This window comes from Amycolatopsis acididurans, from assembly GCF_012328925.1.
GTDB classification, from domain to species: Bacteria; Actinomycetota; Actinomycetes; order Mycobacteriales; family Pseudonocardiaceae; genus Amycolatopsis_E; species Amycolatopsis_E acididurans.
Window position 1 is genome coordinate 34,862 of record NZ_JAAXLS010000033.1, and the last position, 21,651, is coordinate 56,512.

Here is a 21,651-nt window from a genome sequence, read left to right on the forward strand (position 1 = left end):
GATGGCGGAGCCCCGATCGTGCGGGCCGAGCGGGGGCGGGTGTCCCGCGAAACACAGATGGCGCAGCAGCTTCTCCGCCTCGCCACGGCAGGCAGCGTGGACGACGGCAAATCCACCCTCATCGGCCGTCTGCTGTTCGACTCCAAGACCCTGTTCACCGACCAGCTCGCCGCGGTGGAGCGGGCGAGCCGGGACCGCGGCGAGGAGTATCCGAACCTCGCGCTGCTGACCGACGGCCTGCGCGCCGAGCGCGAACAGGGCATCACGATCGACGTGGCGCACCGGTATTTCGCCACCCCACGCCGGAAGTTCATCATCGCCGACACGCCGGGCCACATCCAGTACACCCGCAACATGGTCACCGGCGCCTCCACCGCCGACCTCGCGCTCGTGCTCGTCGACGCGCGCAAGGGCGTGCTCGAACAGTCGCGGCGGCACGCGTTCCTGGCGAGCCTGCTCGGCATCCCGCACCTCGTGCTGTGCGTCAACAAGATGGACCTGGTGGACTGGTCGGCCGAACGGTTCGAGGAGATCCGCGAGGAGTTCCGGCGCTTCGCGATGAAACTCGACGTGCCGGACCTGACGTTCATCCCGGTTTCGGCGCTGCACGGGGACAACATCGTGCACCGCTCGGCGAGCATGCCGTGGTACGAGGGCGCCCCGCTGCTGCACCACCTGGAACAGGTGCACGTGGCCTCCGACCGCAACCTCATCGACGCGCGGTTTCCGGTGCAGTACGTGATCCGGCAGCACGCGCGGGACTTCCGCGGCTACGCGGGAACCGTGTCCGGCGGCGTGTTCAAGCCGGGGGACGAGGTGCTCGTGCTGCCCTCGGGGTTCCGGTCTAGTGTGCGCGCGATCTGGGGCCCCGGCGGGAAACCGGTCGAGGAGGCGTTCGCGCCGCAGGCGGTGACGGTCGAGCTGACCGACGATCTCGACGTGGCCCGCGGGGATCTGCTGTGCCGCCCGGGAAACCGGCCGCAGAGCAACGGCGACCTGGACGCGATGGTGTGCTGGTTCGACGCCGCCACAGCGCTGACGCCGGGCTCGACGTACACGCTGCGGCACACCACGCGCGCCACCACGGCCGAAGTGCGTGGCCTGGAATACCGCCTGGACGTCAACACCCTGCACCGGGACGAGACCGCGGAATCCTTGTCGCTCAACGAGATCGGCCGCGTGCGGCTGCGCACCCGGCAGCCGTTGATGTTCGACCCGTACCGGCGCAACCGGGCCACGGGCAGCTTCATCCTGGTCGACGATGCCACGAACAACACGGTCGCCGCGGGCATGATCACCGGTGTCGCGTCGCGCGTGGTGTGGCACTCCGCGGCGGTCACCCGTGACGAGCGTCCGACGCGCGGTCTGACGGTGTGGCTGACCGGGCTGTCCGCGTCGGGCAAGTCCACGGTCGCGGTGGAGCTGGAGCGGCGGCTGATCGCGGCGGGACGGCCCGCCTACCTGCTCGACGGCGACAACCTGCGGCACGGGATCAACGCCGGCCTCGGCTTCGGCGCCGAGGACCGGGCCGAGAACGTGCGGCGCACCGGGGAGGTCGCACGGCTGTTCGCGGACGCCGGGATCGTGGCGGTAGCATCGCTGATCAGTCCCTATCGTGCGGATCGCGAGAAGGTGCGAGCCGCGCACGAGGCGGCCGGGCTGGCCTTTGTGGAGGTTTACGTGGACACACCGCTTCAGGTGTGCGAGGCACGTGACCCGAAAGGCATGTACGCCAAGGCGCGCGCCGGTGAGATCCGCGGGTTCACGGGCATCGACGATCCGTATGAGCCGCCGGAAGCGCCGGACCTCGTGCTCCGGCCGGGCGACGGGGACCCCGCCGCGATGGCCTCGGCCATCCTCAACCTGTTGGACCGGTGATCATGGGTGTGAACCAGCGGGCGCAGATCCGCATGACCGACGACGAGATCGCGACGTTCGTGGAGCGGAGCCGCACGGCCACGATGGCCACGCTCGGCCCCGACGGCATGCCGCATCTGGTCGCGATGTGGTACGCGGTGGTGGACGGCAAGATCTGGTTCGAGACGAAGGTCAAATCGCAGAAGGTCGTCAACCTGCGCCGCGACGACCGCATCACGGTGCTGATCGAGGCCGGGCACACCTATGACCAGCTGCGTGGCGTGTCGGTCGAGGGCCACGCCGTGATCAGCGACGACGCGGACGAGATCTGGCGCGTCGGGGTGAGTGTGTGGGAGCGCTACAACGGCCCGTACACCGAGGACGTCAAGCCCGCGGTGGAGATGATGATGAACAAGCGCGTGGTGGTCCGCGTCGACCCGAAGCGCGTGCGGACCTGGGATCACCGCAAGCTCGGCATGGGCCCGGTGCCGCTGGCGGGCACCACCGCTCAGTACCTGGAAAGCTAAGGCGCCGGGCGGGACGAGCGGAGCCGCTCGTCCCGCCCAGCACCTCACAGCACCAGCTTCTCCCGTAGCGCCTTGGCCTCGTGGTCCCCGAACCCGTGTTCCGACAGCCAGGGCAGCACCCCGCCGTGCCGGGTGTCGACCTGCTCCAGGAAGTGCGCCATCGTCTCCGCGCGGGGGCGGTTGTCGTCGTCGGGGCGTTTCTCCAGGTCTCGCGCGTAGGTCGGCGACGCGCGCAGGCGGGCCAGGATCGCGCCGATCCGGTTGCCGCTGGCCGCGTAGTCCGCGATCACCGCGTCACGCCGCACGCCCGCCACCGTGAGGCTCATCGCGACCACGACCCCGGTGCGGTCCTTGCCCGCGGCGCAATGCACGAGCACCGTGCCGGGCGCATCGGTGATCGAGCGCAGCGCTCCGACGACGCTTTCCGGCCGGTCTTCCAGATATCCCAGATACAGCGCGCACATCGGGTCTTCCGGGAACTGCGCCATGCGGTCGCGGCGGCGGCCGCTGAGGAAGAGTGCGTCCGCGGCGGCGTCGGTGGCGTTGCCGCGCTCCGGCAGGACCGAATGGTGCACGTGGCGCACCGACTCGACGGCGGCCAGCGGGCCCGGGCCCTCGGAGGTGACCTCCGGCGTGCCGCGCAGATCGACCACCGTGCTCAGCCCGAAGTCCTCGATCAGGAGCTTGACGTCCGCCGGAGTCAGGCCTTGCAGGTTGTCGGAGCGCAACAGCCTCCGGTCCGCGATCTGCTTGCCGTCTTCGGTGGGAAGCCCACCCACGTCACGGGCGTTGACCGCCCCTTCGAGTTCGAGCCATCGCATGCCCCCATAGTTCACGGCGTGACGGAACGCGCCAAGGGCGCGGGTTCGCGCGGCCGGCGATCGGGCAGCCGCAGTGTGCCCACGAGCCCGCGGCGCCGCAACCATCCCAGCCAGCCCACCATCCCGATGTGCGCGGCGATCAGGTGTCCCGCGACAGTCACCAGCGCGTCGAGCGAGCCCGGGTCGTCCGTGACATAGATCACGGCGATGCAGGCCTCGATCGCGGCCACCGCCCACAGCCGCAGCCGCGGTGCGAGCACCGGCACCATCGCGCCCGCCGTGGCGAAGAACCCGTAGCTCACCCCGATGTCGAGCCACCGCGCGTCGGAATGCGGCAGCAGACCCATCGAGAGCGCCCACATCACCGGAAGTTCGGTCGCCAGCGTCGCGAGCACGTGCCCGCTGGCGAACACCAGGAAGGTCCAGCCCGCGCCGATCCGCCGCTCCAGCGGGGCGACCGCGAGCGCGAAGATCAGCACGTAGACCAGCCAGCCCGAGTCCTCGATCCACAGTGCACTGCTGATCAGGCTGAGCACCGGCCGGTGCCACAGGTTCTGCGCGTCGGTGCTGGCCATCGCCAGCAGCTTCGCCGAGACGGTCTGGCCCACCAGCCGCTGCACGACGGTGGTGACGAGCAGCAACGCGAGATACCAGAACGTGAACGGGGTGAGCGTGGGACTGGGCAGTAGTACCGCGGCGCGAACCCGCCAGCTGGGGCGTAGGGCTTCCTGGGGCACGCCCCCAGTCTCCGGTCTCACCCTGTCAGCCAACCATTCTTCTGCTGTGAATCCTCTGAGAATCCGGGTAAGGCTGGAGCCATGACAACGGAAAGATCGTGGGGGAGCGGCGTTTTCGAGGTGTCCGGCACCTACCTCAACACGCCGAGCATCGGAATCCCGCCCGCGCACGCCGCCGAGGCCGTCGGCCGTGCGGTCGAGCGCTGGCGCACCGGGGCGAACGGGGCGCCGGAATTCGACGAGGCCGTGCACCTCGGCCGCGACGGCTTCGCCCGGATGGTCGGCGTCCCGGCCGGCACCGTCGCGATCGGAGCCACCGCGTCCTCGCTCATCGGCATGGTCGCCGCCGGCCTGCCGGACGGCGCGCGGGTGCTGACCGCGAAGAACGACTTCACCAGTGTGGTGTTCCCGTTCGCGGCACAGGCGCACCGCGGGATCACGGTCACCGAGACCGCTCTCGCCGATCTGCCCGCCGAAGCGCCCGGATACGACCTCGTCGCGGTCAGCGTGGCGCAGTCCGCCGACGGTGCGCTGGCCGACCTCGACGCGCTGCGCGCCGCGGGTGTGCCCGTCCTGCTCGACGCGACCCAGGCCGCCGGATGGCTGCCGCTGCGCCTGGACTGGGCGGACTGGGTCGTCGCGGCCGGATACAAATGGCTGCTCGCGCCGCGCGGGGCCGCGTGGATGGCGGTGCACCCGCGCGCGCTGGAGCGCACGGTGCCCGTCGCCGCGAACTGGTACGGCGCGCAGGATCCGTGGGAGGCCACCTACGGGCTGCCGCTGCGGCTGGCGGACAGCGCGCGACGGTTCGATCTGTCCCCGGTCTGGCTGGCTCAGGTCGGCGCCGCGGCCGCACTGTCCTATCTCGGCGAACTCGACCTCGAGGCGGTGCACGCGCACTGCGTCGGGCTCGCCAACTCCCTGCGCCGCGGCCTCGGGCTGCCCGAGGCGAACAGCGCGATCGTCTCGTTCGACGCCGACGTGGAGCGGCTCGCGGCGGCCGGGATCAGGGCCGCAGCCAGGGCGGGCAAGGCGCGCACCGGCTTCTTCGTCTACAACACCGCGAGTGATGTCGAACGGATTCTTCACGCATTGGAGTGAGTGCGATCCGGTGGTCCAGTACGGTGTTTCCCCGTGGTTGGTGCCCAATATCCGCCGGGGCGCGGCGACACCGCGCCGCTGCCCCGGATCGCGTCCGCGCCCAGTCACGGTGGCCGTGCCGCCGTGTTCAAGGGACTCGGCCTGGTCGCCGTCGCGGTCGTGGCCGGGCTGGTCTGGTGGCTCGTGCGCCACGATTCCGGCGATGCCCCGGTGGCGCAGGCGCCGGCCAAGGAGTTCTCCTTCGTCGCGACCGCGGGCCCCGTGGTGAGCGGTGACTGCGCGGCCAAATCCTCCGACTCGGTCAAGCGGTGGTTCGGCTCGCACCCGTGCCAGCGGCTGTCGCGGTCGCTCTACGCCACGTCGGCGGGCAGCGCGCGGGCGCTGGTGTCGGTCGCCGTGGTCACGATGCCGAGCGAGGCCGACGCGCAGGAGCTGAAGAAGCTCGTCGACACCGACGGCACCGGCAACGTGAGCGATCTGGTCGCCGACGGCACCGCGAAACTGCCGGACGCGCCCAAGCTCCCGGGCGGCGAATACGCCTCACGGGTCACCGGCTCACAGGTGACGATCGTGCTGGCCGGGTTCTACGGCGGCCACACCGACCCGCCCACCCTCACCCGGGTCGCCGGCGAAGCACTGGAGCTTCCGGCTCAGCCCGGCAAGTAGCCACCACCCGCGGGCTCAGGCGCTGGAGCCGGGCAACGCGATGGTGGTGGGGGTTTCGCCCGCGGCCTCGCGCCAGCGGGTGCCCCGGCGGGCCGAGCCGAGCAACGCGTTGAGCGCGACCTGGCGCAGGTCGGTGCCGGTGGTGCGGTCGAGCACGCCGCGCCAGGCCGCGGCCGCGTCCGACTCCGCCGTCGCGACGACGCTCTTCGCCGACGTCGCGTCCGTGACCGGCTTCGGCGTGACGTAGGCGGGTTCCGCGCCGTCGGGTGTCGCGCCCGCGGCGGTCAGCATCCGCACGCACGCGTCGCGGCGGTCCTTGTGCTCGGTCGCGCCTTCGTTCACGCCCGCGGTGTAGTTGCCCGGCAGGAAGGCGCTCACCAGCGAGTAGATCCACACCGCGGCGTGCTCGGCATCCAGCGCCTTCTGCAGCGGCTCGACCGCGTCCGAGGGGATCACCGAACTCGTCGCCGCCACCGGCGCGGGATCGGCGCCCGGCCCCAGCTGGTCGCCGACCTCCTGCAGCCCGGCGCAGCCCGCGGCCACGGCCGCGACGAGCCCGGCGCGGTAGGGCTCCAGTTGCGGGACCAGTTTCTCGGCCTGTTCGCGCGCCGTGGCCAGGCGCGCCTTCAGCCCGGCGAATCCGGTCTGCGCCGGATTGGTGGCCTGCGCCTGCGACTTCGGCCGGTTCAGCCGGTCGACCTCGGCCTGCAGCGCCTGCGCGTGCGCGGTGCGGGCCGTGGCGACCTGCCGCGCGATGTCCGCCTGTGTTCCCGAGGCGCTGCCCGCGGTGGTGTTCGCGGCTTCGGCGTCGGCCCGTGCCTGCTCGGCGAGCGGGGCCAGCGGATCGGGCTCGTCGGAGTAGCCGGTGTCGCACGCGGCGAGCGGGACGGCCAGTGCCGCCAGCGCGCCCATCCGGAGGACCTCACGGCGAGTACGGGATGTCACGTCGCGCCATCCTGCCAGGCGGGGGAGTGACCACGGGCGGTGACGGGGGCGAACAAGATAAGCTTGACCCTCACCAGAGGAAAGACAACACAAACAGGAGAGCGCCAAGGTGCCAGGAGAACTCGCCGGCAAACTCGAGCCCGTCGTGGCCGAGGCGGTCGCCGGCGCGGGTTTCGACCTCGACGCCCTCGACGTCCAGCAGGCCGGGCGCCGGAAGCTGGTGAAGGTCGTCGTCGACTCCGACGACGGCGTGGGGCTCGACGAGGTGGCCGAGATCAGCCGCGCGGTGTCCGCCGCGCTCGACCGGCACGAGCACCTCATCGCGGGCGCCTACACACTCGAGGTCACGTCGCCAGGGGTGGACCGCCCGCTGACCATGCCGAGACACTGGCGCCGGGCCCGCTACCGCCTGGTCCGGATCAGCCCGCACGAAGGCGCCGGCTTCGTCGGCAGGGTCGGGCACGCGGGGGAGAAGTCCGTACGGGTGCTCACCGACGGCGAGATCCGCGACGTCCGCTACGCCGACGTCGCCAAGGCCGTGATCGAAATCGAGTTCAAGCAACCTCCGACGGAGGACCTGAAGCTGCTGGAATCCGACGCTTCGGGGAAGATCGACGCCGCCGGGACCGCGGAGGAGGAGCCGAAGTGAACGTCGACATCGCCGCACTGCGTGCGATCGAGCGGGACAAGGACATCCCCTTCGAGACGGTGCTGCAGGCCATCGAGTCGGCACTGCTGACCGCCTACAAGCACACCGACGGCCATCAGCCGCACGCGAAGATCGACATCGACCGCAAGACCGGGGTCGTCCGGGTGCTCGCGCACACGCTGGACGAGAACGGCGAGGTCGACGAGGAGTGGGACGACACGCCGGAGGGGTTCGGCCGCATCGCCGCGACCACCGCCCGCCAGGTCATCCTGCAGCGCCTGCGCGACGCCGAGCACGAGAAGACCTACGGCGAGTTCTCCACCAAGGAGGGCGAGATCGTCGCGGGCGTCATCCAGCGCGACGCCCGCGCCAACGCGCGCGGGATGGTCGTCGTGCAGGTCGGCGACTCGGAGGGCGTCCTGCCCGCCGCCGAGCAGGTGGCCGGGGAGAGCTACCAGCACGGCAGCCGGATCAAGGCCTACGTCGTGACGGTCTCCCGCGGCGCGCGCGGCCCGCAGATCACGCTCTCGCGTTCGCATCCCAACCTCGTGCGCAAGCTGTTCGCGCTCGAGGTGCCCGAGATCGCCGACGGCACGGTGGAGATCGCCGCGGTCGCCCGCGAGGCGGGGCACCGCTCCAAGATCGCGGTCCGCTCGACGGTGCCCGGCGTCAACGCCAAGGGCGCCTGCATCGGCCCGATGGGCGCGCGAGTGCGCAACGTGATGAGCGAGCTGGCCGGCGAGAAGATCGACATCATCGACTACTCGGACGATCCGGCCCGGTTCGTGGGGAATGCGCTGTCCCCGGCGAAGGTTGTGTCCGTACGGGTGGTGGACGAGCGCGCGAAGACCGCCCGCGTGGTGGTGCCGGACTTCCAGCTTTCCCTGGCCATCGGCAAGGAAGGCCAGAATGCGCGGCTCGCCGCCCGGCTCACCGGGTGGCGGATCGACATCCGCAGCGACGCCGCGGTGGCCGAGCACGAGGAGTCGCCACGCGCGGCAACAACCGGTTCGTCTGAGTGACAGGCGACGGGTTAAACTCGAACGTGGTTCGAGGCCCGCGTCGGGATGACACGCGTACCGGACACCGGGAGGCACCGGTCCGGATGTGCGTGGGATGCCGGAGGCGAGCTTCGCACGGTGAGTTGGTGCGGGTGGTCGCGAAGGAGGGGCACGTGGTCGTCGATGAACGTCGACGGCTGCCGGGCCGGGGTGCGTGGTTGCATCCCGAACCGGAGTGTCTCACCAAGGCCGAACGACGGCGGGCGTTTTCCAGAGCGTTACGGGCGCCTGGAACACTGGACGTCACGGCGTTGCGGCGGCACCTCGAGCAGCACGCCGGGTGAACTACAGGCGGGGGATCCCCCTCCGCCTGAGCCGGAATGAAGGAAGCAGGTCGACCCGTCATGAGTCAGCCGTGAAGCTGAAGCCATGAACGCGCGACGATAGGACGAGGTCAGCGGGTGCCTAGCCTGGCTGGCCTCACCAGTTGAGGAGAGCAGTGGCAGGCAAGGCCCGCGTGCACGAGCTCGCGAAAGAGCTCGGTGTCACGAGTAAAGAAGTTCTCGCCAAGCTCAAGGAGCAGGGCGAGTTCGTGAAGTCCGCGTCATCCACCGTCGAGGCACCCGTTGCCCGGCGGCTGCGTGACGCCTTCTCCGCCAAGGACGGCAGGTCCGGCGGACGTTCCGGCGGCCGCAAGCCGGTTCCCGGCCCCGGCAACGGAGCGGCTCCGGCCGCACCCAAGCCCGGCGACGCCGGCCAGAACCGGCCGCGTCCCAGCGCCGTGCCCGGCCCGAAGCCGGGACCGCGCCCCGCGCCGTCGGCGCCTCCGCAGCAGCAGCCTCCGGCGGAGCCGGAGCAGCAGCCCGCACAGCCGCAGTCGCGGCCCGAGGTGCCCGCGGCCAAGGCGGAGCCGAAGCCCCAGCAGCAGGCCCCGAAGCCGGGGCCCGCCGCGCCGGGCGGCGGCGGTTCGGTCGTACCGCCCAAGCCGCAGGGCCCCAAGCCCGGCGGTCCCAAGCCCGGCCCGCGTACGCCGCGCGTCGGCAACAACCCGTTCGGCGTCGGCTCCGGTTCTCCGGCGCCGCGTCCGCCCGCGCCGCGTCCCGGCCCGCCCGGTGACCGCGGCCCGCGTCCCGGCAGCGAGCGCCCCTCCGGTGGCGAGCGTTCCGGCGGTGGCGAGCGTCCGGCGCAGGCTCCGCGTCCCGGCGGCGGCAACCGGCCGAGCCCGGGCAACATGCCGCCGCGGCCGAACCCGGGCATGATGCCCGGCCGCACGCAGCGGCCCGCGCCCGGTGGCGGTCGTCCCGGTGGCGGCGGTGGCCGTACCGGCGCGCCCGGTCGTGGCGGTCCCGGCGGTGGCGGTCGTCCCGGTGGTGGCGGCGGCGGCGGTTTCCGCGGCGGCCCCGGTGGCGGTGGCGGCGGCGGTGGCTTCCGCGGCGGTCCCGGTGGCGGTGCCCCGGCCGGTGGCGGCGGTTTCCGTGGTGGCGGCCCGCGCGGCGGCGGTGGCCGCGGCGGCACGGCCGGTGCCTTCGGCCGTCCCGGTGGCCCCTCGCGCAAGGGCCGCAAGTCGAAGCGGCAGAAGCGCCAGGAGTACATGGACAACATGCAGGCGCCGAGCGTCGGTGGGGTGCGGCTGCCCAAGGGCAGCGGCGAGACCATCCGGCTCCCGCGCGGTGCCTCGCTGACCGACTTCGCGGAGAAGATCGACGCCAACCCGGCTTCGCTGGTGCAGGTGCTGTTCCACCTCGGCGAGATGGTCACGGCCACGCAGTCGGTGTCCGACGAGATCCTGGAGCTGCTCGGCTCCGAGATGAACTACAACGTGCAGGTGGTCAGCCCCGAGGAGGAGGACCGCGAACTGCTGGAGACCTTCGACATCACCTACGGCGAGGACGCCGGTGACGAGGAGGACCTCCAGGTGCGGCCGCCGGTCGTGACCGTCATGGGTCACGTCGACCACGGTAAGACGCGCCTGCTGGACACCATCCGCAAGACGCGGGTGCGCGAGGGTGAGGCCGGCGGCATCACCCAGCACATCGGTGCCTACCAGGTGGTCACCGAGCTGGAGGGCGTCGAACGGCCGATCACCTTCATCGACACCCCCGGCCACGAATCGTTCACCGCCATGCGTGCTCGCGGTGCGCAGTCCAGTGACATCGCGGTGCTCGTGGTCGCGGCCGACGACGGCGTCATGCCCCAGACGGTCGAGGCGATCAACCACGCGCAGGCGGCGAAGACGCCGATCGTGGTGGCGGTCAACAAGATCGACAAGGAAGGCGCGAACCCGCAGAAGATCCGGCAGCAGCTCACCGAGTACGGGCTGGTCGCCGAGGAGTACGGCGGCGACACGATGTTCGTCGACATCTCCGCCCGCGAGAACATCAACATCGAGGGGCTGCTCGAGGCGATCCTGCTGACCGCGGACGCGGCGCTGGACCTGCGGGCCAACCCCGACATGGAGGCCCAGGGCGTCGCGATCGAGGCGCACCTGGACCGCGGCCGCGGCCCGGTGGCCACGGTGCTGGTGCAGCGCGGCACGCTGCGGATCGGCGATTCGGTCGTGGCGGGCGACGCCTACGGCCGCGTGCGCCGGATGGTCGACGAGTACAACGAGGACGTCACCGAGGCGCTGCCCTCGCGTCCGGTGCAGGTCATCGGCTTCACGTCGGTGCCAGGCGCGGGCGACACGTTCCTGGTCGTCGAGGAGGACCGGGTCGCACGGCAGATCGCCGAGCGGCGGCAGGCCCGGATTCGCAACGCCCAGAACGCGGCGCGGCGGAAGCGGGTCAGCCTGGAGGACCTGGACTCCGCGCTGAAGGAGACCTCGACCCTCAACCTGATCATCAAGGGCGACAACTCGGGTACCGTCGAGGCGCTCGAGGCGGCCTTGCTGCAGCTGGATGTGGGCGAAGAGGTCGAGCTCAACGTGGTGCACCGCGGTGTCGGTGGCGTCACCGAGTCCGACATCGACCTGGCCACCGCGTCGGACGCGATCGTGCTCGGGTTCAACGTGCGGGCGCAGGGCAAGGCGACCGAGCGGGCCACCCGCGAGGGCGTCGACGTCCGGTACTACACCGTGATCTACCAGGCGATCGAGGAGATCGAGCAGGCCCTCAAGGGCATGCTCAAGCCGGAGTACGAAGAGGTCGAGCTCGGCAAGGCGGAGGTCCGCGAGGTCTTCAAGTCCTCGAAGTTCGGCACCATCGCCGGTTGCCTGGTCACCTCGGGCGAGATCCGGCGCAACGCCAGGGCGCGCCTGCTGCGTGACAATGTCGTGGTCGCGGAGAACCTGCCGGTGTCCTCGCTGCGGCGGTTCAAGGACGACGTGGTCGAGGTTCGCGACGGGTACGAGTGTGGTTTGACGCTCGGCTCCTACAGCGACATCAAGGTCGGCGACGTCATCGAAACCTACGAGCAGCGCGAGAAGCCTCGCGTCTGACAGCGGGTAACGTTCCGGGGCCAGCCCTTCTGGGCTGGCCCCGGCCTCGCTCTTTCCGCAAGGACACACATGTTCGTTGGTGCGCTGGAGTTCGACGTGCTGCTCGGCGACGTCCGGTCGCTGAAGCAGAAACGCTCGGTGGTGCGGCCGCTGCTCGCGGACCTGCGCAAGCGTTTCGAGGTGTCGGTGGCCGAGGCCGGGCACCTGGATCTGCACCGGCGTGCCCTGATCGGGGTCGCGGTCGTGGCGGCCGACGGCGCGCACGTTCGTGACGTGCTCGACGAGTGCGAGCGCCTCGTCGCGGGCAGGCCGGAGCTGGAATTGCTGTCCGCGCACCGCAGGCTGCTCGGACCGGAAGACTAGAAAAGAAAGTAAGGGGTGCGAAGCGATGGCCGATCCGGCACGCGCGCGGAGGCTGTCCAAGCGGATCTCGCAGATCGTGGCGTCCGCGATCGAGCACGAGATCAAGGACCCGAGGCTGACCTACGTCACGATCACCGACACGAAGGTGACCGCGGACCTGCACGACGCGACGGTGTACTACACCGTGCTCGGTGAAAACCTCGACGCGGCACCGGATTTCGCCGGCGCGGCCGCGGCGCTGGAGTCGGCGCGCGGGGTGCTGCGCACGAAGGTCGGCCAGGGCACGGGCGTGCGGTTCACCCCGACCCTGACGTTCGTCGCGGACACCGTGCCCGACACCGCGCGGCACATCGAGGATCTGCTGGCGAAGGCCCGCGAGGCCGATGCGGAGGTGGCCCGGCGATCGGCCGGTGCCACGCATGCCGGCGACCCGGACCCCTATCGCGCGCCTCGTGAGTCCGAAGAGGACGACGAAGACGAGGACTGAGCCGCGGCGGCTACCAGCGCCCGCGGTGCATGACCTCGTCGAAGGGGCGCCGGTCCGGGTTGCGGACGGGCTTGAGCGGACGGTCGGCCGGGTAGCCGAGCGCGATGAGGTAGGCGCACACCCGGTCTTCGGGAAAGCCGAGCAGTTCCCGCGCGAGAACCTGGTCGAGAACCGCTGAATGGCCGCTTCCGACACCGAGGTCCGCGGCGGTGAGCATCATGTTCGCCGTCGCCTGGCCGAGGTCGAACTGCACCCGCTCGCCCTCGCTCTCGACGGCGGGGGCGATCAGCGCGATCGTCGCCGCGGAGTGGGCGACGTGCTGGGCGCCCTGCCACACCTTGGCCAGCCTGCTCAGCTGATCGCGGTCGGTCACCACGACGAAGTCCCACGGCTGTGTGTTCCGCGAGGACGGCGCGCGCCTGCCGGCCTCCACTATCCGGTCCAGATCCTCCTGGGGAACCGGGCGATCCTCGTAGGAGCGGACATTGCGCCGCGCGGTGAGTACGTTCCAGAACTCCACGGCCTCGACCGTACGCCCGCGCAGCATCGCCTGCAGAAGCCGTCGAGCGGATGGCCGAGGTGGCGCCGTCAGGTGTCGCGGCGACCGGTGCGCGGGTCAGGGCTTGCGGGCCACCATCAGATCGCGCAGGATCGCCTGGTCCACGCGGTGGGCGAAGTCCGGCGTCTCGATCACCTCGAGGCCGGCGGCGCCGAGCACGGCGGCCATTTCGTCCCGCTTCGCGACGTGCGTGTTCCACGCGATGCCCAGGGCGCCACCGGAGCGCAGCGTGCGCACCCAGTGCGGCATCGCCTCGTCCAGCAGGTCCAGCGGGCTGCGCGAGAGGTCCTCGCTGCGGTGGCTGCCGTGCTGCACCCCGTAGGGCGCGTCGGTGACGATCGCGTCGACCGAGGAGGTCTTCAGCAGTTCGGTGCCGGTCACGGTGTCGCAGTTGAGGTAGCTGACGCGGCGGATATCGCCGGCCTTGTACTGCTCCTTGGTCACCCCGAACCCGAGTTCGAGTCGCTGACCGAGTTTCACCTTGTTGCGGCGCAGCTGGCCCGATTCGGCGGTGTGCTTGATCCGCTTGCCGCGCAGCCACGTCTTGATGAACCGCTCGTAGGCCTCGAAGTCGCGGCCGTCGCGCTCCACCCCGGTGGCGTCCAGGCCGTAGATCATCGCCTGGTTGAGCGTGGTTCCCCTGCCGCACAGGGGATCCAGCACGTGCAGCGGCCGCGTCAGGAACGCGGCCGGGTCCGAAGTGGACAGCAGGGTGACGTTGAGCAGGAGCTTGGTGAACAGCTCGTTGGTCTTGCCCGCGTACTTCTGGATCGTGAGCAGGTCGGAGTCGAACTTCTCCAGCGGGGCGACTTCCAGCGGCCGCAGCGCATCCCCGGCCAGCTCGAACAGCGCGTAGAGCGAGGAGAGGTTGGACAGCAGTGCGATGTCCTTTTCGGACAGCCGGGCCTCGGTGGTGAACGTCAGGTACGGCACGCCACCCAGCCGCCGCTCCTCGACACCGGTCGGCGCCGTGCTCAGCGCGTGCGCGAACACCGCCAGCTCGGCGCGCAGCAGAGCGGGCGCGGTGTCGGCATAAACGCGGTTGGCCGACGGGTAGAGGAGGATTCCATAGTCGAACATCGCGCAAAAGCGTAGCTTGCCACCTATGAGCCCTTCCTCGCCGCTAGACCTGTTGCGTGACGCGCGCGATGTCACCCTGCTCGCGCACGTCCGTCCCGACGCCGACGCATTGGGCAGCGCACTCGCGCTCGGCCGCGCCCTGCACCAGCGCGGCGCGACCGTGCGGGTGTCGTTCGCGATTCCCGACGAGATCCCGGAAAGCCTGCGCGGCCTGGACGCGGGCAACCTGGTCGTGCCCGCCGACCAGGTTCCCGAGCGGGCCGGGCTGGTGATCTGCCTCGACACACCGGCCCCGGCGCGGCTCGGTGCGCTCGCCGCCAGGCTGGACGGCGCGGACGCGGTGCTGGTGATCGACCACCACGCCTCCAACACCCGCTACGGCACGCACAACCTCGTCGACGACACGGCCGAGGCGACCGCGGTGCTGGTGCTGCGCGTGCTGGACGAGCTGGGTGCCCCGCTGGACGAGCCCATCGCGCGGTGTCTCTACGCCGGGCTGGTCACCGACACCAGCGGTTTCCGCCGGGCGCGGCCGTCGACGCACCAGGCGGCGGCGCGGCTGCTGGAAGCCGGGGTCGATCCGGACAAACTGGCCCGCGAGGTCATGGACGACCGCCCGTTCGCGTGGCTGCCGATGCTCGCGCAGGTGCTGGGCACCGCGCGGCTCGAACCGGACGAGGCGCAGGGCTTCGGGCTCGTGCACGCCGTGGTGACCCTCGAGGCCGCCGCCGACGTGCGGCTGGAGGAGGTGGAGGGCGTGGTCGATGTCATCAGGACCACTCGCGAGGCCGAGGTCGCCGCCGTGCTCAAGCAGCAGGGACCGCGGGAGTGGACGGTGTCGCTGCGGGCCGTCGGCAAGATCGACGTCTCGGTCGCGGCCCGCAGCCTCGGCGGCGGCGGACACCGCCTGGCCGCAGGCTGCACGGTCACCGGCACCGCCGAGGAAGGCCTGGCCGCGGTGCGCGCGGCCCTGCGCGAGGCGCCGCTGCTGTAGGGACATTGGCGGCACCGGCGCCGGACGTTGTTCGGCTGGGGATCGGGGTGGGGGAGGTCTGCTGTTTGCTCGGCTTCGCCGTCGGGTCCCTCCCCGGGCCGATAGCCTGCTGAGGTGCAGATCGTCTCCGACCGGGTGCCCGCCAAGAGGGTGTTCGGGCTGGCGGTGCCCGCGCTGGGGGTGCTCGCGGCCGAACCGCTGTACGTGCTCGTCGACACCGCCGTGGTCGGGCATCTCGGCGCGTTGCCGCTGGCGGGGCTCGCGCTGGGCGGGGTGGTGCTGTCGCAGATCTCCACCCAGCTGACGTTCCTGTCCTACGGCACGACGTCCCGCACGGCCCGCCTGCACGGTGCCGGGCGCCGCGACGAGGCGGTGAGCGAGGGCGTGCAGGCGACGTGGCTCGCGCTGGCCGTCGGGTTCGTCATCCTCGTCGCGGGACAGCTGCTCGCCGGGCCCATCGCGCGGGCGCTGTCCGGCAGCGACGACATCGCGGCGGCGGCCGTGTCCTGGTTGCGGATCGCGTTGTTCGGGGCGCCGCTGATCCTCGTCACGATGGCGGGCAACGGCTGGATGCGCGGCGTGCAGGACGCGGTCCGCCCACTGCGTTATGTCCTGCTGGGCAACGGAATCTCGGCGGTGGCGTGCCCGGTGCTGGTGTACGGGGCCGGCTGGGGGCTGGAAGGCTCGGCGGCCGCGAACGTCGTCGCGCAGGTCGTGTCGGCGAGTCTGTTCCTCAGGGCGCTGGTCGCCGAGAAGGTGCCGTTGCGGCCCCGGCCCCCGGTGATGCGCGCCCAGCTCGGCCTCGGCCGTGACCTGGTGTTGCGCAGCCTCGCGTTCCAGGCGTGCTTCGTCTCCGCGGCCGCCGTCGCCGCCCGCACGTCGACCACGGCGGTCGGTGCGCACCAGATCGTGCTGCAGCTGTGGACGTTCCTGTCGCTGGTGCTCGACTCGGTCGCGATCGCGGCGCAGTCGCTCGTCGGCGCGGCACTGGGCGCGGGGGAGCGGCGGCAGGCTCGCGGGGTGGCCGCGCAGATCACCGGCTACGGGCTGATCTTCGGCTGCGTGCTGTGCGTGGTGTTCGCCGCCGTGTCGCAGGTGCTGCCCCACGCGTTCACCTCCGACCCGGGCGTGCTCGGCGAGGTACCGCACGCCTGGTGGTTCTTCGTCGCACTGCAACCGGTCGCCGGAGTCGTGTTCGCACTCGACGGGGTGCTGCTCGGCGCCGGTGACGCGGCCTTCCTGCGCACCGCGACGCTGGCCTGCGCGGCGATCGGGTTCCTGCCGCTGATCTGGATCTCGCTCGCGCTGGGCTGGGGCCTGGCCGGGATCTGGACGGGGCTGTCGCTGTTCATGCTGCTGCGCCTGGTCGCGGTGGTGGCGCGCTGGCGCTCGGGCGCGTGGGCCGTGGTCGGCGCTGTCCGCTGACGTGTGGGCAAGAGCACGGCGATCATCGGTAAGTTTTCTCGTTACGTTGACGATACAAATACCGGGGGCGGCGATGGTGGCGTTCCCGTGTGCCCTGATCCGCCCACCTGTCTCAAGGAGGCTTCCTTCGTGCCGCCCGCGCAGGCACCCATGATCGCGAAAGCCAGTCGCCGGTCGTGGTTCATCTGGTCCGCAGCCGTCATCGTCTACCTACTCTCCGTCTTCCACCGCGCCTCGTTCGGAGTGGCCGGGCTGGAAGCCGCCAGCCGGTTCGGCATCGGTGCCGCCGCACTGTCCACCTTCACCGTCCTGCAGGTCGGCGTGTACGCCGCGATGCAGATTCCCACCGGCGTGCTCGTGGACCGCTTCGGTCCGCGCCGGGTCCTGATCACCGCCCTGGTGTTCCTCGGCACCGGCCAGATGCTGCTCGCGGTGGCGCAGTCCTATCCGCTCGGCCTCGTCGCCCGCGGTGTGCTCGGCTTCGGTGACGCGCTCACCTTCGTCAGCGTCCTGCGCCTGATCGCCGCGCACTTCCCGGGCCGCCAGTACGCCCTGGTCATGTCGTTCACCTCGGCGATCGGCTTCCTCGGCAACCTCGCCGCGACCGTTCCGCTCGCCCTGCTGCTGCGGGGACCGGGCTGGACGCCGACGTTCCTCGTGGCCGGCCTGATGACCACGGTCTACGTGACCGTGGTCGCCGCCCGCGTCAAGGACACGCCCGCCGGCCCCGCCCCGAAGGCCCCGGCGGTGCGCAAGCGCGAACTGCTCACGCAGATCGCCTCCGCCTGGCGCGTGCCCGGCACCCGCCTGGGCTTCTGGGTGCACTTCACGACGATGTTCGCGCCCAACGTGCTGACCCTGCTGTGGGGTGTGCCGTTCCTGGTGCAGGGACAGGGCATCGCGGCCGAGACGGCGAGCGCGCTGCTGACGGTGTTCGTGTTCGGGTCGATGGCGGGTGGCCCGCTGGTGGGTAGCCTGATCTCGCGGCACCCCGGCTGGCGGATGCCGATGGTCGGCGGATACCTCGGTGGCGCGGCGGCCGTGTGGGCGGTGCTGCTGGGCTGGCCCGGCCACATCCCGCTGGCGGTGCTGATCCCGGCCTTCGCCTTCCTCTCGATGGGCGGCCCGGCGTCGATGATCGGGTTCGCGCTTGCCCGCGACTACAACCCGCTGCAGCGGGTCGGCACGGCGACGGGGGTGGTCAACTGCGGTGGCTTCGTCGCCACGACGATCACCGCGCTCGCGGTGGGCGTGCTGCTGCAGGTGAGCGGCGGCGACTTCCGGCTCGCGCTGCTGTCCGTGGTGGGCGTGCTGGCGCTGGGCACGTTCCGGATGCTGGTGTGGTGGCGCCGCGCGCGCGTGGCGCTGTTCGTGGCACAGGCCCGCGGCGAGCAGATCCCGGTGCAGGTGCGGCGGCGCCCGTGGGACGCGCCGATGCCCGAACCCGCGCGGATTCCCGCGGCCGCCTAGTGAAGTTCCCGCGGGCGTGGTCGCTTCACCGGGCCACGCCCGCGTCCGTCTAGAGTGCCCGGGTGCAGAAAACGTCACCACCGCCCGGACTTCTCGTCGTCGACAAGCCGCCGGGGATGACCTCGCACGACGTGGTCGCCCGGGTGCGCCGCATCATGGGCACCCGTAAGGTCGGCCACGCCGGCACGCTCGATCCGATGGCGACGGGTGTGCTCGTGCTCGGCATCGAGCGTGCGACGAAACTGCTCGGGCATCTCGCGCTGGACCGCAAGACCTACCTGGCGACGCTGTGCCTCGGCGCGAGCACGAGCACCGACGACGTCGAGGGCGAGCCGCTGTCCACCGCGGACCCGGCCGCCGTCGCCGCGGTGTCCGACGAGGACATCGCGGGCGGGATCGCGGCGCTCACCGGGGAAATCGACCAGGTGCCCAGCGCCGTCAGCGCGGTCAAGGTGGCGGGCAAGCGGGCCTACGCGCGGGTGCGCGCCGGCGAGGACGTGGCGCTGCCGCCGCGCAAGGTGAGCGTGTACCGGTTCGACCTGCTGGCCACCCGGCGCGAAAAGGACCGCATCGAACTCGACGCGGTGATCGAGTGTTCCTCGGGCACGTATGTCCGTGCGCTGGCACGGGATCTCGGCGCCGCGACCGGTATCGGCGGGCATCTCGCGGCGCTGCGGCGCACCACCGTGGGCCCGTTCACGCTCGCCGTCGCGCGCACGCTGGAGCAGCTGGAGGACAAGCCGGAGCTCTCGCACGACCTGAGCTCCGCCGTGGCCAAGGCGTTTCCCCGCTACGACGTGGACGCCGCGACCGCCAAGGCCGTCCAATATGGACAACAGGTCCGGGCGTCGGGCATCGAGGGCACGTTCGGCGTGTTCGATCCGGACGGGCGGGTGATCGCGCTCGCGGTCGACGCCGGCGGCGTGGCCCGTTCGGTCGTCGTGCTGGATCCGGCATAAGGTGGGGCACGTGCAGAGGTGGCGTGGTCTGGAAGATCTCCCGAGCGGGTGGGGCCGGTGCGTGGTCACCATCGGCGTGTTCGACGGCGTGCATCGCGGGCATCAGGCGCTGATCGCGAAGACCGCGGAGATCGCCAAGCAGCGGAACCTGCCCAGCGTGATGCTGACCTTCGACCCGCACCCCTCCGAGGTCATCCGGCCGGGCAGTCACCCCGCGCAGCTGACCACGTTGCGCCGCAAGGCCGAGCTGGTCGAGGAGCTGGGCATCGACGTGTTCGCGGTGCTGCCGTTCACCCCGGAGCTGATGCGGCTGACGGCACACGAGTTCGTGCACGAGATCCTTATCGACCGGCTGCACGCGGCCGCCGTCGTGGTGGGCCAGAACTTCACCTTCGGCGCGCATGCGGCCGGTGACGTGGCGCTGCTGCAGGACCTGGGGCGCCGCTTCGGGTTCGTCACCTACGGCGCGGAACTTCAGGGTCACGGCGAGAGCGGCGCCGACAACGCCGAGTTCACCTTCTCCTCCACCTACGTGCGTTCCTGCATCGACGCCGGCGACATGAGCGCGGCGGCCGAGGCGCTGGGCAGGCCGCACCGCCTGGAGGGCATCGTCGTGCGCGGCGACGGCCGCGGCCACGACCTGGGCTATCCGACGGCGAACCTGTCCACCACGCGGTACGCGGCGGTGCCGGCCGACGGGGTGTACGCGTGCTGGTTCGTCAAGGCCTCCGATCCGCACAAACGGCTGCCCTCGGCGGTCTCGGTCGGCACCAACCCGACGTTCTCCGGGCGCGAGCGCACCGTCGAGGCGTTCGTGCTCGATGTGGACGAGGACTTCTACGGCCAGCACGTCGCGCTCGATTTCGTGAGCAAGCTGCGTGACCAGATCCGGTTCTCCTCGCCGGGCGAACTGGTCGAGCAGATCGACGACGATGTGGCCAGGACCAGGGAAATCCTCGGCGTCGTCCGCTGAACGAGTGCGATTGCGAATCACTGGGTGAATCGAACCCGTTCGTCCGGTCCCGCCTGGCAAGATGGCAGAGCACCCGCAGTGGCGGGGCCTGACCGGGGAGTGAAGGACAGGGGAGAGCGGACAGACGTGGAGGACCACAAGATCGTCCAGCGCAACATCGCGTTGCAGCGCGAGTGGTACGGCGAGCCCCTGGGGGACAGGGTGCGCCGGCTCGTGGTCGCGTTCGACGTGTCGCAGGCCTACCTCGCCGAGGTCCTCGGCATCAGCGCCCCCATGCTCAGCCAGGTGATGAGCGGCCGCCGGGCCAAGATCGGCAACCCGGTCGTGCTGGCCAGGATGATCATGCTGGAACGCAAGTGCCTGATCCCGGAGGTCGCGGCCGGGCACAAGGACGCGATGATGGCCGCGCTCGAGGACGTCAAGGACGCGCGGCCGACGGTGGGCCGGGACAACATCCCGGTCGCCGACGACCGGGTCGCGATGGCCGCGTTGCGGGAGCTGGCCGAGGACGAGGACCTGATCGAGGCGGCGAAACGGCTCGACGAGGACTTTCCCGCGATCGCCGATCTGCTGCGCAGGGCGGGCACGCTGGAGGCCCGCTGAACATGCGGCTGTTCTCCGCCGTCCTGCCGCCCCCGGCCGTGGCCGAGTCCGGGTGGCGGGCGCTGGCGGGAGTGCGCGCCGACGTGCCGGGCCCGCGCTGGGTCAGGCCGCAGCAGTGGCACGTCACGCTGGAGTTCTACGGCGAGGCCGACGCGGCGGAACGATCCCGGTGGCTGGGCACGGAGCTGGCCGGACGACCGGCGCCGGTGCTGCGGCTGGAAGGAGCGGGCACGTTCGCCCGGATTCTGTATCTCGGCGTGTACGGCGCGGGGCTCACCGAACTGGCCACCGCCGCGGGCGCGGGACGGGACCGGCCGTATCTGCCGCACGTCACCGTGGCCCGCACCCGTGGCGACGTTCCGCCCGAGCTGCCCGCGCGGCTGGCCGGATACGTCAGCGAGACCTGGACCGCCACCGAGGCGGTGCTGATGCGCAGCGAGCCCGGCGAGGGCGGTACACGCTATTCGGTGATCGACAGGTTCCCCCTCGCGTCCCGTCCGGCCGGTGAAAGTCCTGCCTGATACCCTGGACAACTGGGTCCGGCTGCAGTCCGTGGCGGCCGTGACCGGCTCACCCGGCACGGCAGCGTGTCCGGGCCGCACGGCACGAAAGTACAAGGAGAAACAAGCGTGGCGCTGTCCACCGAACAGAAGAAGTCGGTCCTGGCCGAGTACAGCTTGCACGACTCGGACACCGGATCGCCCGAGGCCCAGGTGGCCCTGCTGACCAAGCGGATCATCGGCCTCACCGAGCACCTCAAGGAGCACAAGCACGACCACCACTCGCGTCGTGGCCTGCTGCTGCTGGTCGGCCGCCGTCGCCGGCTGCTCGACTACGTGAAGAAGGTGGACATCGAACGGTACCGGTCGCTGATCCAGCGACTCGGCCTCCGCCGATGACCTGACACCGAGGGGGAGTGGCCACCCGGCTGCTCCCCCTCGGTCCATAAGTACACAGAGCACGAAAGAGGAATGGCGAACACGCCAGGGGATTAGTCC

23 protein-coding genes are annotated in these 21,651 nt (G+C 71.2%); 18 read left to right on the forward strand and 5 right to left on the reverse strand.

Going from position 1 to position 21,651, the window contains the following annotated elements; genetic code table 11:
* Positions 1–57 precede the first annotated feature (57 nt).
* Both cysC and HFP15_RS30710 read left to right on the forward strand, forming a co-directional pair.
* Entirely contained in the window at positions 58–1,878 is a 1,821-nt protein-coding gene (cysC, locus tag HFP15_RS30705) for an adenylyl-sulfate kinase (RefSeq protein WP_168520309.1), read from the forward strand.
* Positions 1,879–1,880: 2 nt separating this feature from the next.
* Positions 1,881–2,384 carry a pyridoxamine 5'-phosphate oxidase family protein gene (locus HFP15_RS30710; protein WP_168520277.1) on the forward strand — a complete coding sequence of 168 codons (504 nt, stop codon included), beginning with the start codon at positions 1,881–1,883 and terminating at the stop codon, positions 2,382–2,384.
* 44 nt (positions 2,385–2,428) lie between these two features.
* On the opposite strand, the gene HFP15_RS30715 is transcribed toward HFP15_RS30710, so the two are convergent.
* On the reverse strand, positions 2,429–3,205 hold the full coding sequence (locus HFP15_RS30715; protein ID WP_168520278.1) for a tyrosine-protein phosphatase: 777 nt from the start codon (positions 3,203–3,205) through the stop codon (positions 2,429–2,431).
* An 11-nt stretch (positions 3,206–3,216) separates the two neighbouring features.
* On the reverse strand, positions 3,217–3,942 hold the full coding sequence (locus HFP15_RS30720) for a rhomboid-like protein (protein ID WP_312871826.1): 726 nt from the start codon (positions 3,940–3,942) through the stop codon (positions 3,217–3,219).
* 81 nt (positions 3,943–4,023) lie between these two features.
* Between HFP15_RS30720 and HFP15_RS30725 the strand changes: the two genes are divergently transcribed.
* Entirely contained in the window at positions 4,024–5,043 is a 1,020-nt protein-coding gene (locus tag HFP15_RS30725) for an aminotransferase class V-fold PLP-dependent enzyme (RefSeq protein ID WP_168520279.1), read from the forward strand.
* Between the two features lie 33 nt (positions 5,044–5,076).
* Positions 5,077–5,709: a hypothetical protein gene (locus HFP15_RS30730; protein ID WP_312871827.1), complete on the forward strand. Its 633-nt coding sequence runs from the start codon at positions 5,077–5,079 to the stop codon at positions 5,707–5,709.
* Between the two features lie 15 nt (positions 5,710–5,724).
* Here the strand turns inward: HFP15_RS30730 and HFP15_RS30735 are convergent, their stop codons facing one another.
* Positions 5,725–6,654 carry a DUF4439 domain-containing protein gene (locus tag HFP15_RS30735; RefSeq protein ID WP_168520280.1) on the reverse strand — a complete coding sequence of 310 codons (930 nt, stop codon included), beginning with the start codon at positions 6,652–6,654 and terminating at the stop codon, positions 5,725–5,727.
* A gap of 109 nt (positions 6,655–6,763) precedes the next feature.
* Here HFP15_RS30735 and rimP point away from each other — a divergent pair, with 109 nt between their 5' ends.
* From rimP to rbfA, 6 genes are all read left to right on the forward strand, one after another.
* Positions 6,764–7,303, forward strand: a complete 540-nt coding sequence (gene rimP, locus HFP15_RS30740) for a ribosome maturation factor RimP (RefSeq protein WP_168520281.1) — start codon at positions 6,764–6,766, stop codon at positions 7,301–7,303.
* Positions 7,300–8,325, forward strand: a complete 1,026-nt coding sequence (gene nusA, locus HFP15_RS30745) for a transcription termination factor NusA (protein WP_168520282.1) — start codon at positions 7,300–7,302, stop codon at positions 8,323–8,325. The genes rimP and nusA overlap by 4 nt, the downstream gene beginning before the upstream one ends.
* An 83-nt stretch (positions 8,326–8,408) precedes the next feature.
* The gene (locus HFP15_RS30750; protein ID WP_168520283.1) at positions 8,409–8,648 is read left to right on the forward strand and encodes a YlxR family protein; all 240 of its coding nucleotides are present in this window, start codon (positions 8,409–8,411) and stop codon (positions 8,646–8,648) included.
* Positions 8,649–8,803: 155 nt separating this feature from the next.
* Positions 8,804–11,740, forward strand: a complete 2,937-nt coding sequence (gene infB, locus HFP15_RS30755; protein ID WP_168520284.1) for a translation initiation factor IF-2 — start codon at positions 8,804–8,806, stop codon at positions 11,738–11,740.
* Positions 11,741–11,809: 69 nt separating this feature from the next.
* The gene (locus tag HFP15_RS30760; protein WP_168520285.1) at positions 11,810–12,103 is read left to right on the forward strand and encodes a DUF503 domain-containing protein; all 294 of its coding nucleotides are present in this window, start codon (positions 11,810–11,812) and stop codon (positions 12,101–12,103) included.
* A gap of 25 nt (positions 12,104–12,128) precedes the next feature.
* Entirely contained in the window at positions 12,129–12,590 is a 462-nt protein-coding gene (rbfA, locus tag HFP15_RS30765) for a 30S ribosome-binding factor RbfA (RefSeq protein ID WP_168520286.1), read from the forward strand.
* A 10-nt stretch (positions 12,591–12,600) separates the two neighbouring features.
* Here the strand turns inward: rbfA and HFP15_RS30770 are convergent, their stop codons facing one another.
* Entirely contained in the window at positions 12,601–13,110 is a 510-nt protein-coding gene (locus tag HFP15_RS30770; RefSeq protein ID WP_168520287.1) for a nitroreductase family protein, read from the reverse strand.
* 96 nt (positions 13,111–13,206) lie between these two features.
* Complete coding sequence (locus HFP15_RS30775; RefSeq protein WP_168520288.1) at positions 13,207–14,229, reverse strand: TRM11 family SAM-dependent methyltransferase; 1,023 nt, start codon at positions 14,227–14,229, stop codon at positions 13,207–13,209.
* Positions 14,230–14,254: 25 nt separating this feature from the next.
* Between HFP15_RS30775 and HFP15_RS30780 the strand changes: the two genes are divergently transcribed.
* From HFP15_RS30780 to rpsO, 8 genes are all read left to right on the forward strand, one after another.
* Positions 14,255–15,223 carry a DHH family phosphoesterase gene (locus HFP15_RS30780; protein ID WP_168520289.1) on the forward strand — a complete coding sequence of 323 codons (969 nt, stop codon included), beginning with the start codon at positions 14,255–14,257 and terminating at the stop codon, positions 15,221–15,223.
* A gap of 114 nt (positions 15,224–15,337) precedes the next feature.
* The gene (locus tag HFP15_RS30785; protein ID WP_168520290.1) at positions 15,338–16,648 is read left to right on the forward strand and encodes an MATE family efflux transporter; all 1,311 of its coding nucleotides are present in this window, start codon (positions 15,338–15,340) and stop codon (positions 16,646–16,648) included.
* A 150-nt stretch (positions 16,649–16,798) separates the two neighbouring features.
* Positions 16,799–18,118: an MFS transporter gene (locus HFP15_RS30790; RefSeq protein WP_168520312.1), complete on the forward strand. Its 1,320-nt coding sequence runs from the start codon at positions 16,799–16,801 to the stop codon at positions 18,116–18,118.
* Positions 18,119–18,234: 116 nt separating this feature from the next.
* Positions 18,235–19,077: a tRNA pseudouridine(55) synthase TruB gene (gene truB / locus HFP15_RS30795; protein WP_246272188.1), complete on the forward strand. Its 843-nt coding sequence runs from the start codon at positions 18,235–18,237 to the stop codon at positions 19,075–19,077.
* 10 nt (positions 19,078–19,087) lie between these two features.
* On the forward strand, positions 19,088–20,050 hold the full coding sequence (locus HFP15_RS30800) for a bifunctional riboflavin kinase/FAD synthetase (RefSeq protein ID WP_168520292.1): 963 nt from the start codon (positions 19,088–19,090) through the stop codon (positions 20,048–20,050).
* Between the two features lie 126 nt (positions 20,051–20,176).
* On the forward strand, positions 20,177–20,653 hold the full coding sequence (locus tag HFP15_RS30805) for a helix-turn-helix domain-containing protein (RefSeq protein ID WP_168520293.1): 477 nt from the start codon (positions 20,177–20,179) through the stop codon (positions 20,651–20,653).
* A 2-nt stretch (positions 20,654–20,655) separates the two neighbouring features.
* Complete coding sequence (thpR, locus tag HFP15_RS30810) at positions 20,656–21,174, forward strand: RNA 2',3'-cyclic phosphodiesterase (protein WP_168520294.1); 519 nt, start codon at positions 20,656–20,658, stop codon at positions 21,172–21,174.
* A gap of 108 nt (positions 21,175–21,282) precedes the next feature.
* Positions 21,283–21,552 (forward strand): 30S ribosomal protein S15, encoded by a 270-nt coding sequence (gene rpsO, locus HFP15_RS30815; protein WP_168520295.1) that lies wholly within the window; start codon positions 21,283–21,285, stop codon positions 21,550–21,552.
* Positions 21,553–21,651 lie beyond the last annotated feature (99 nt).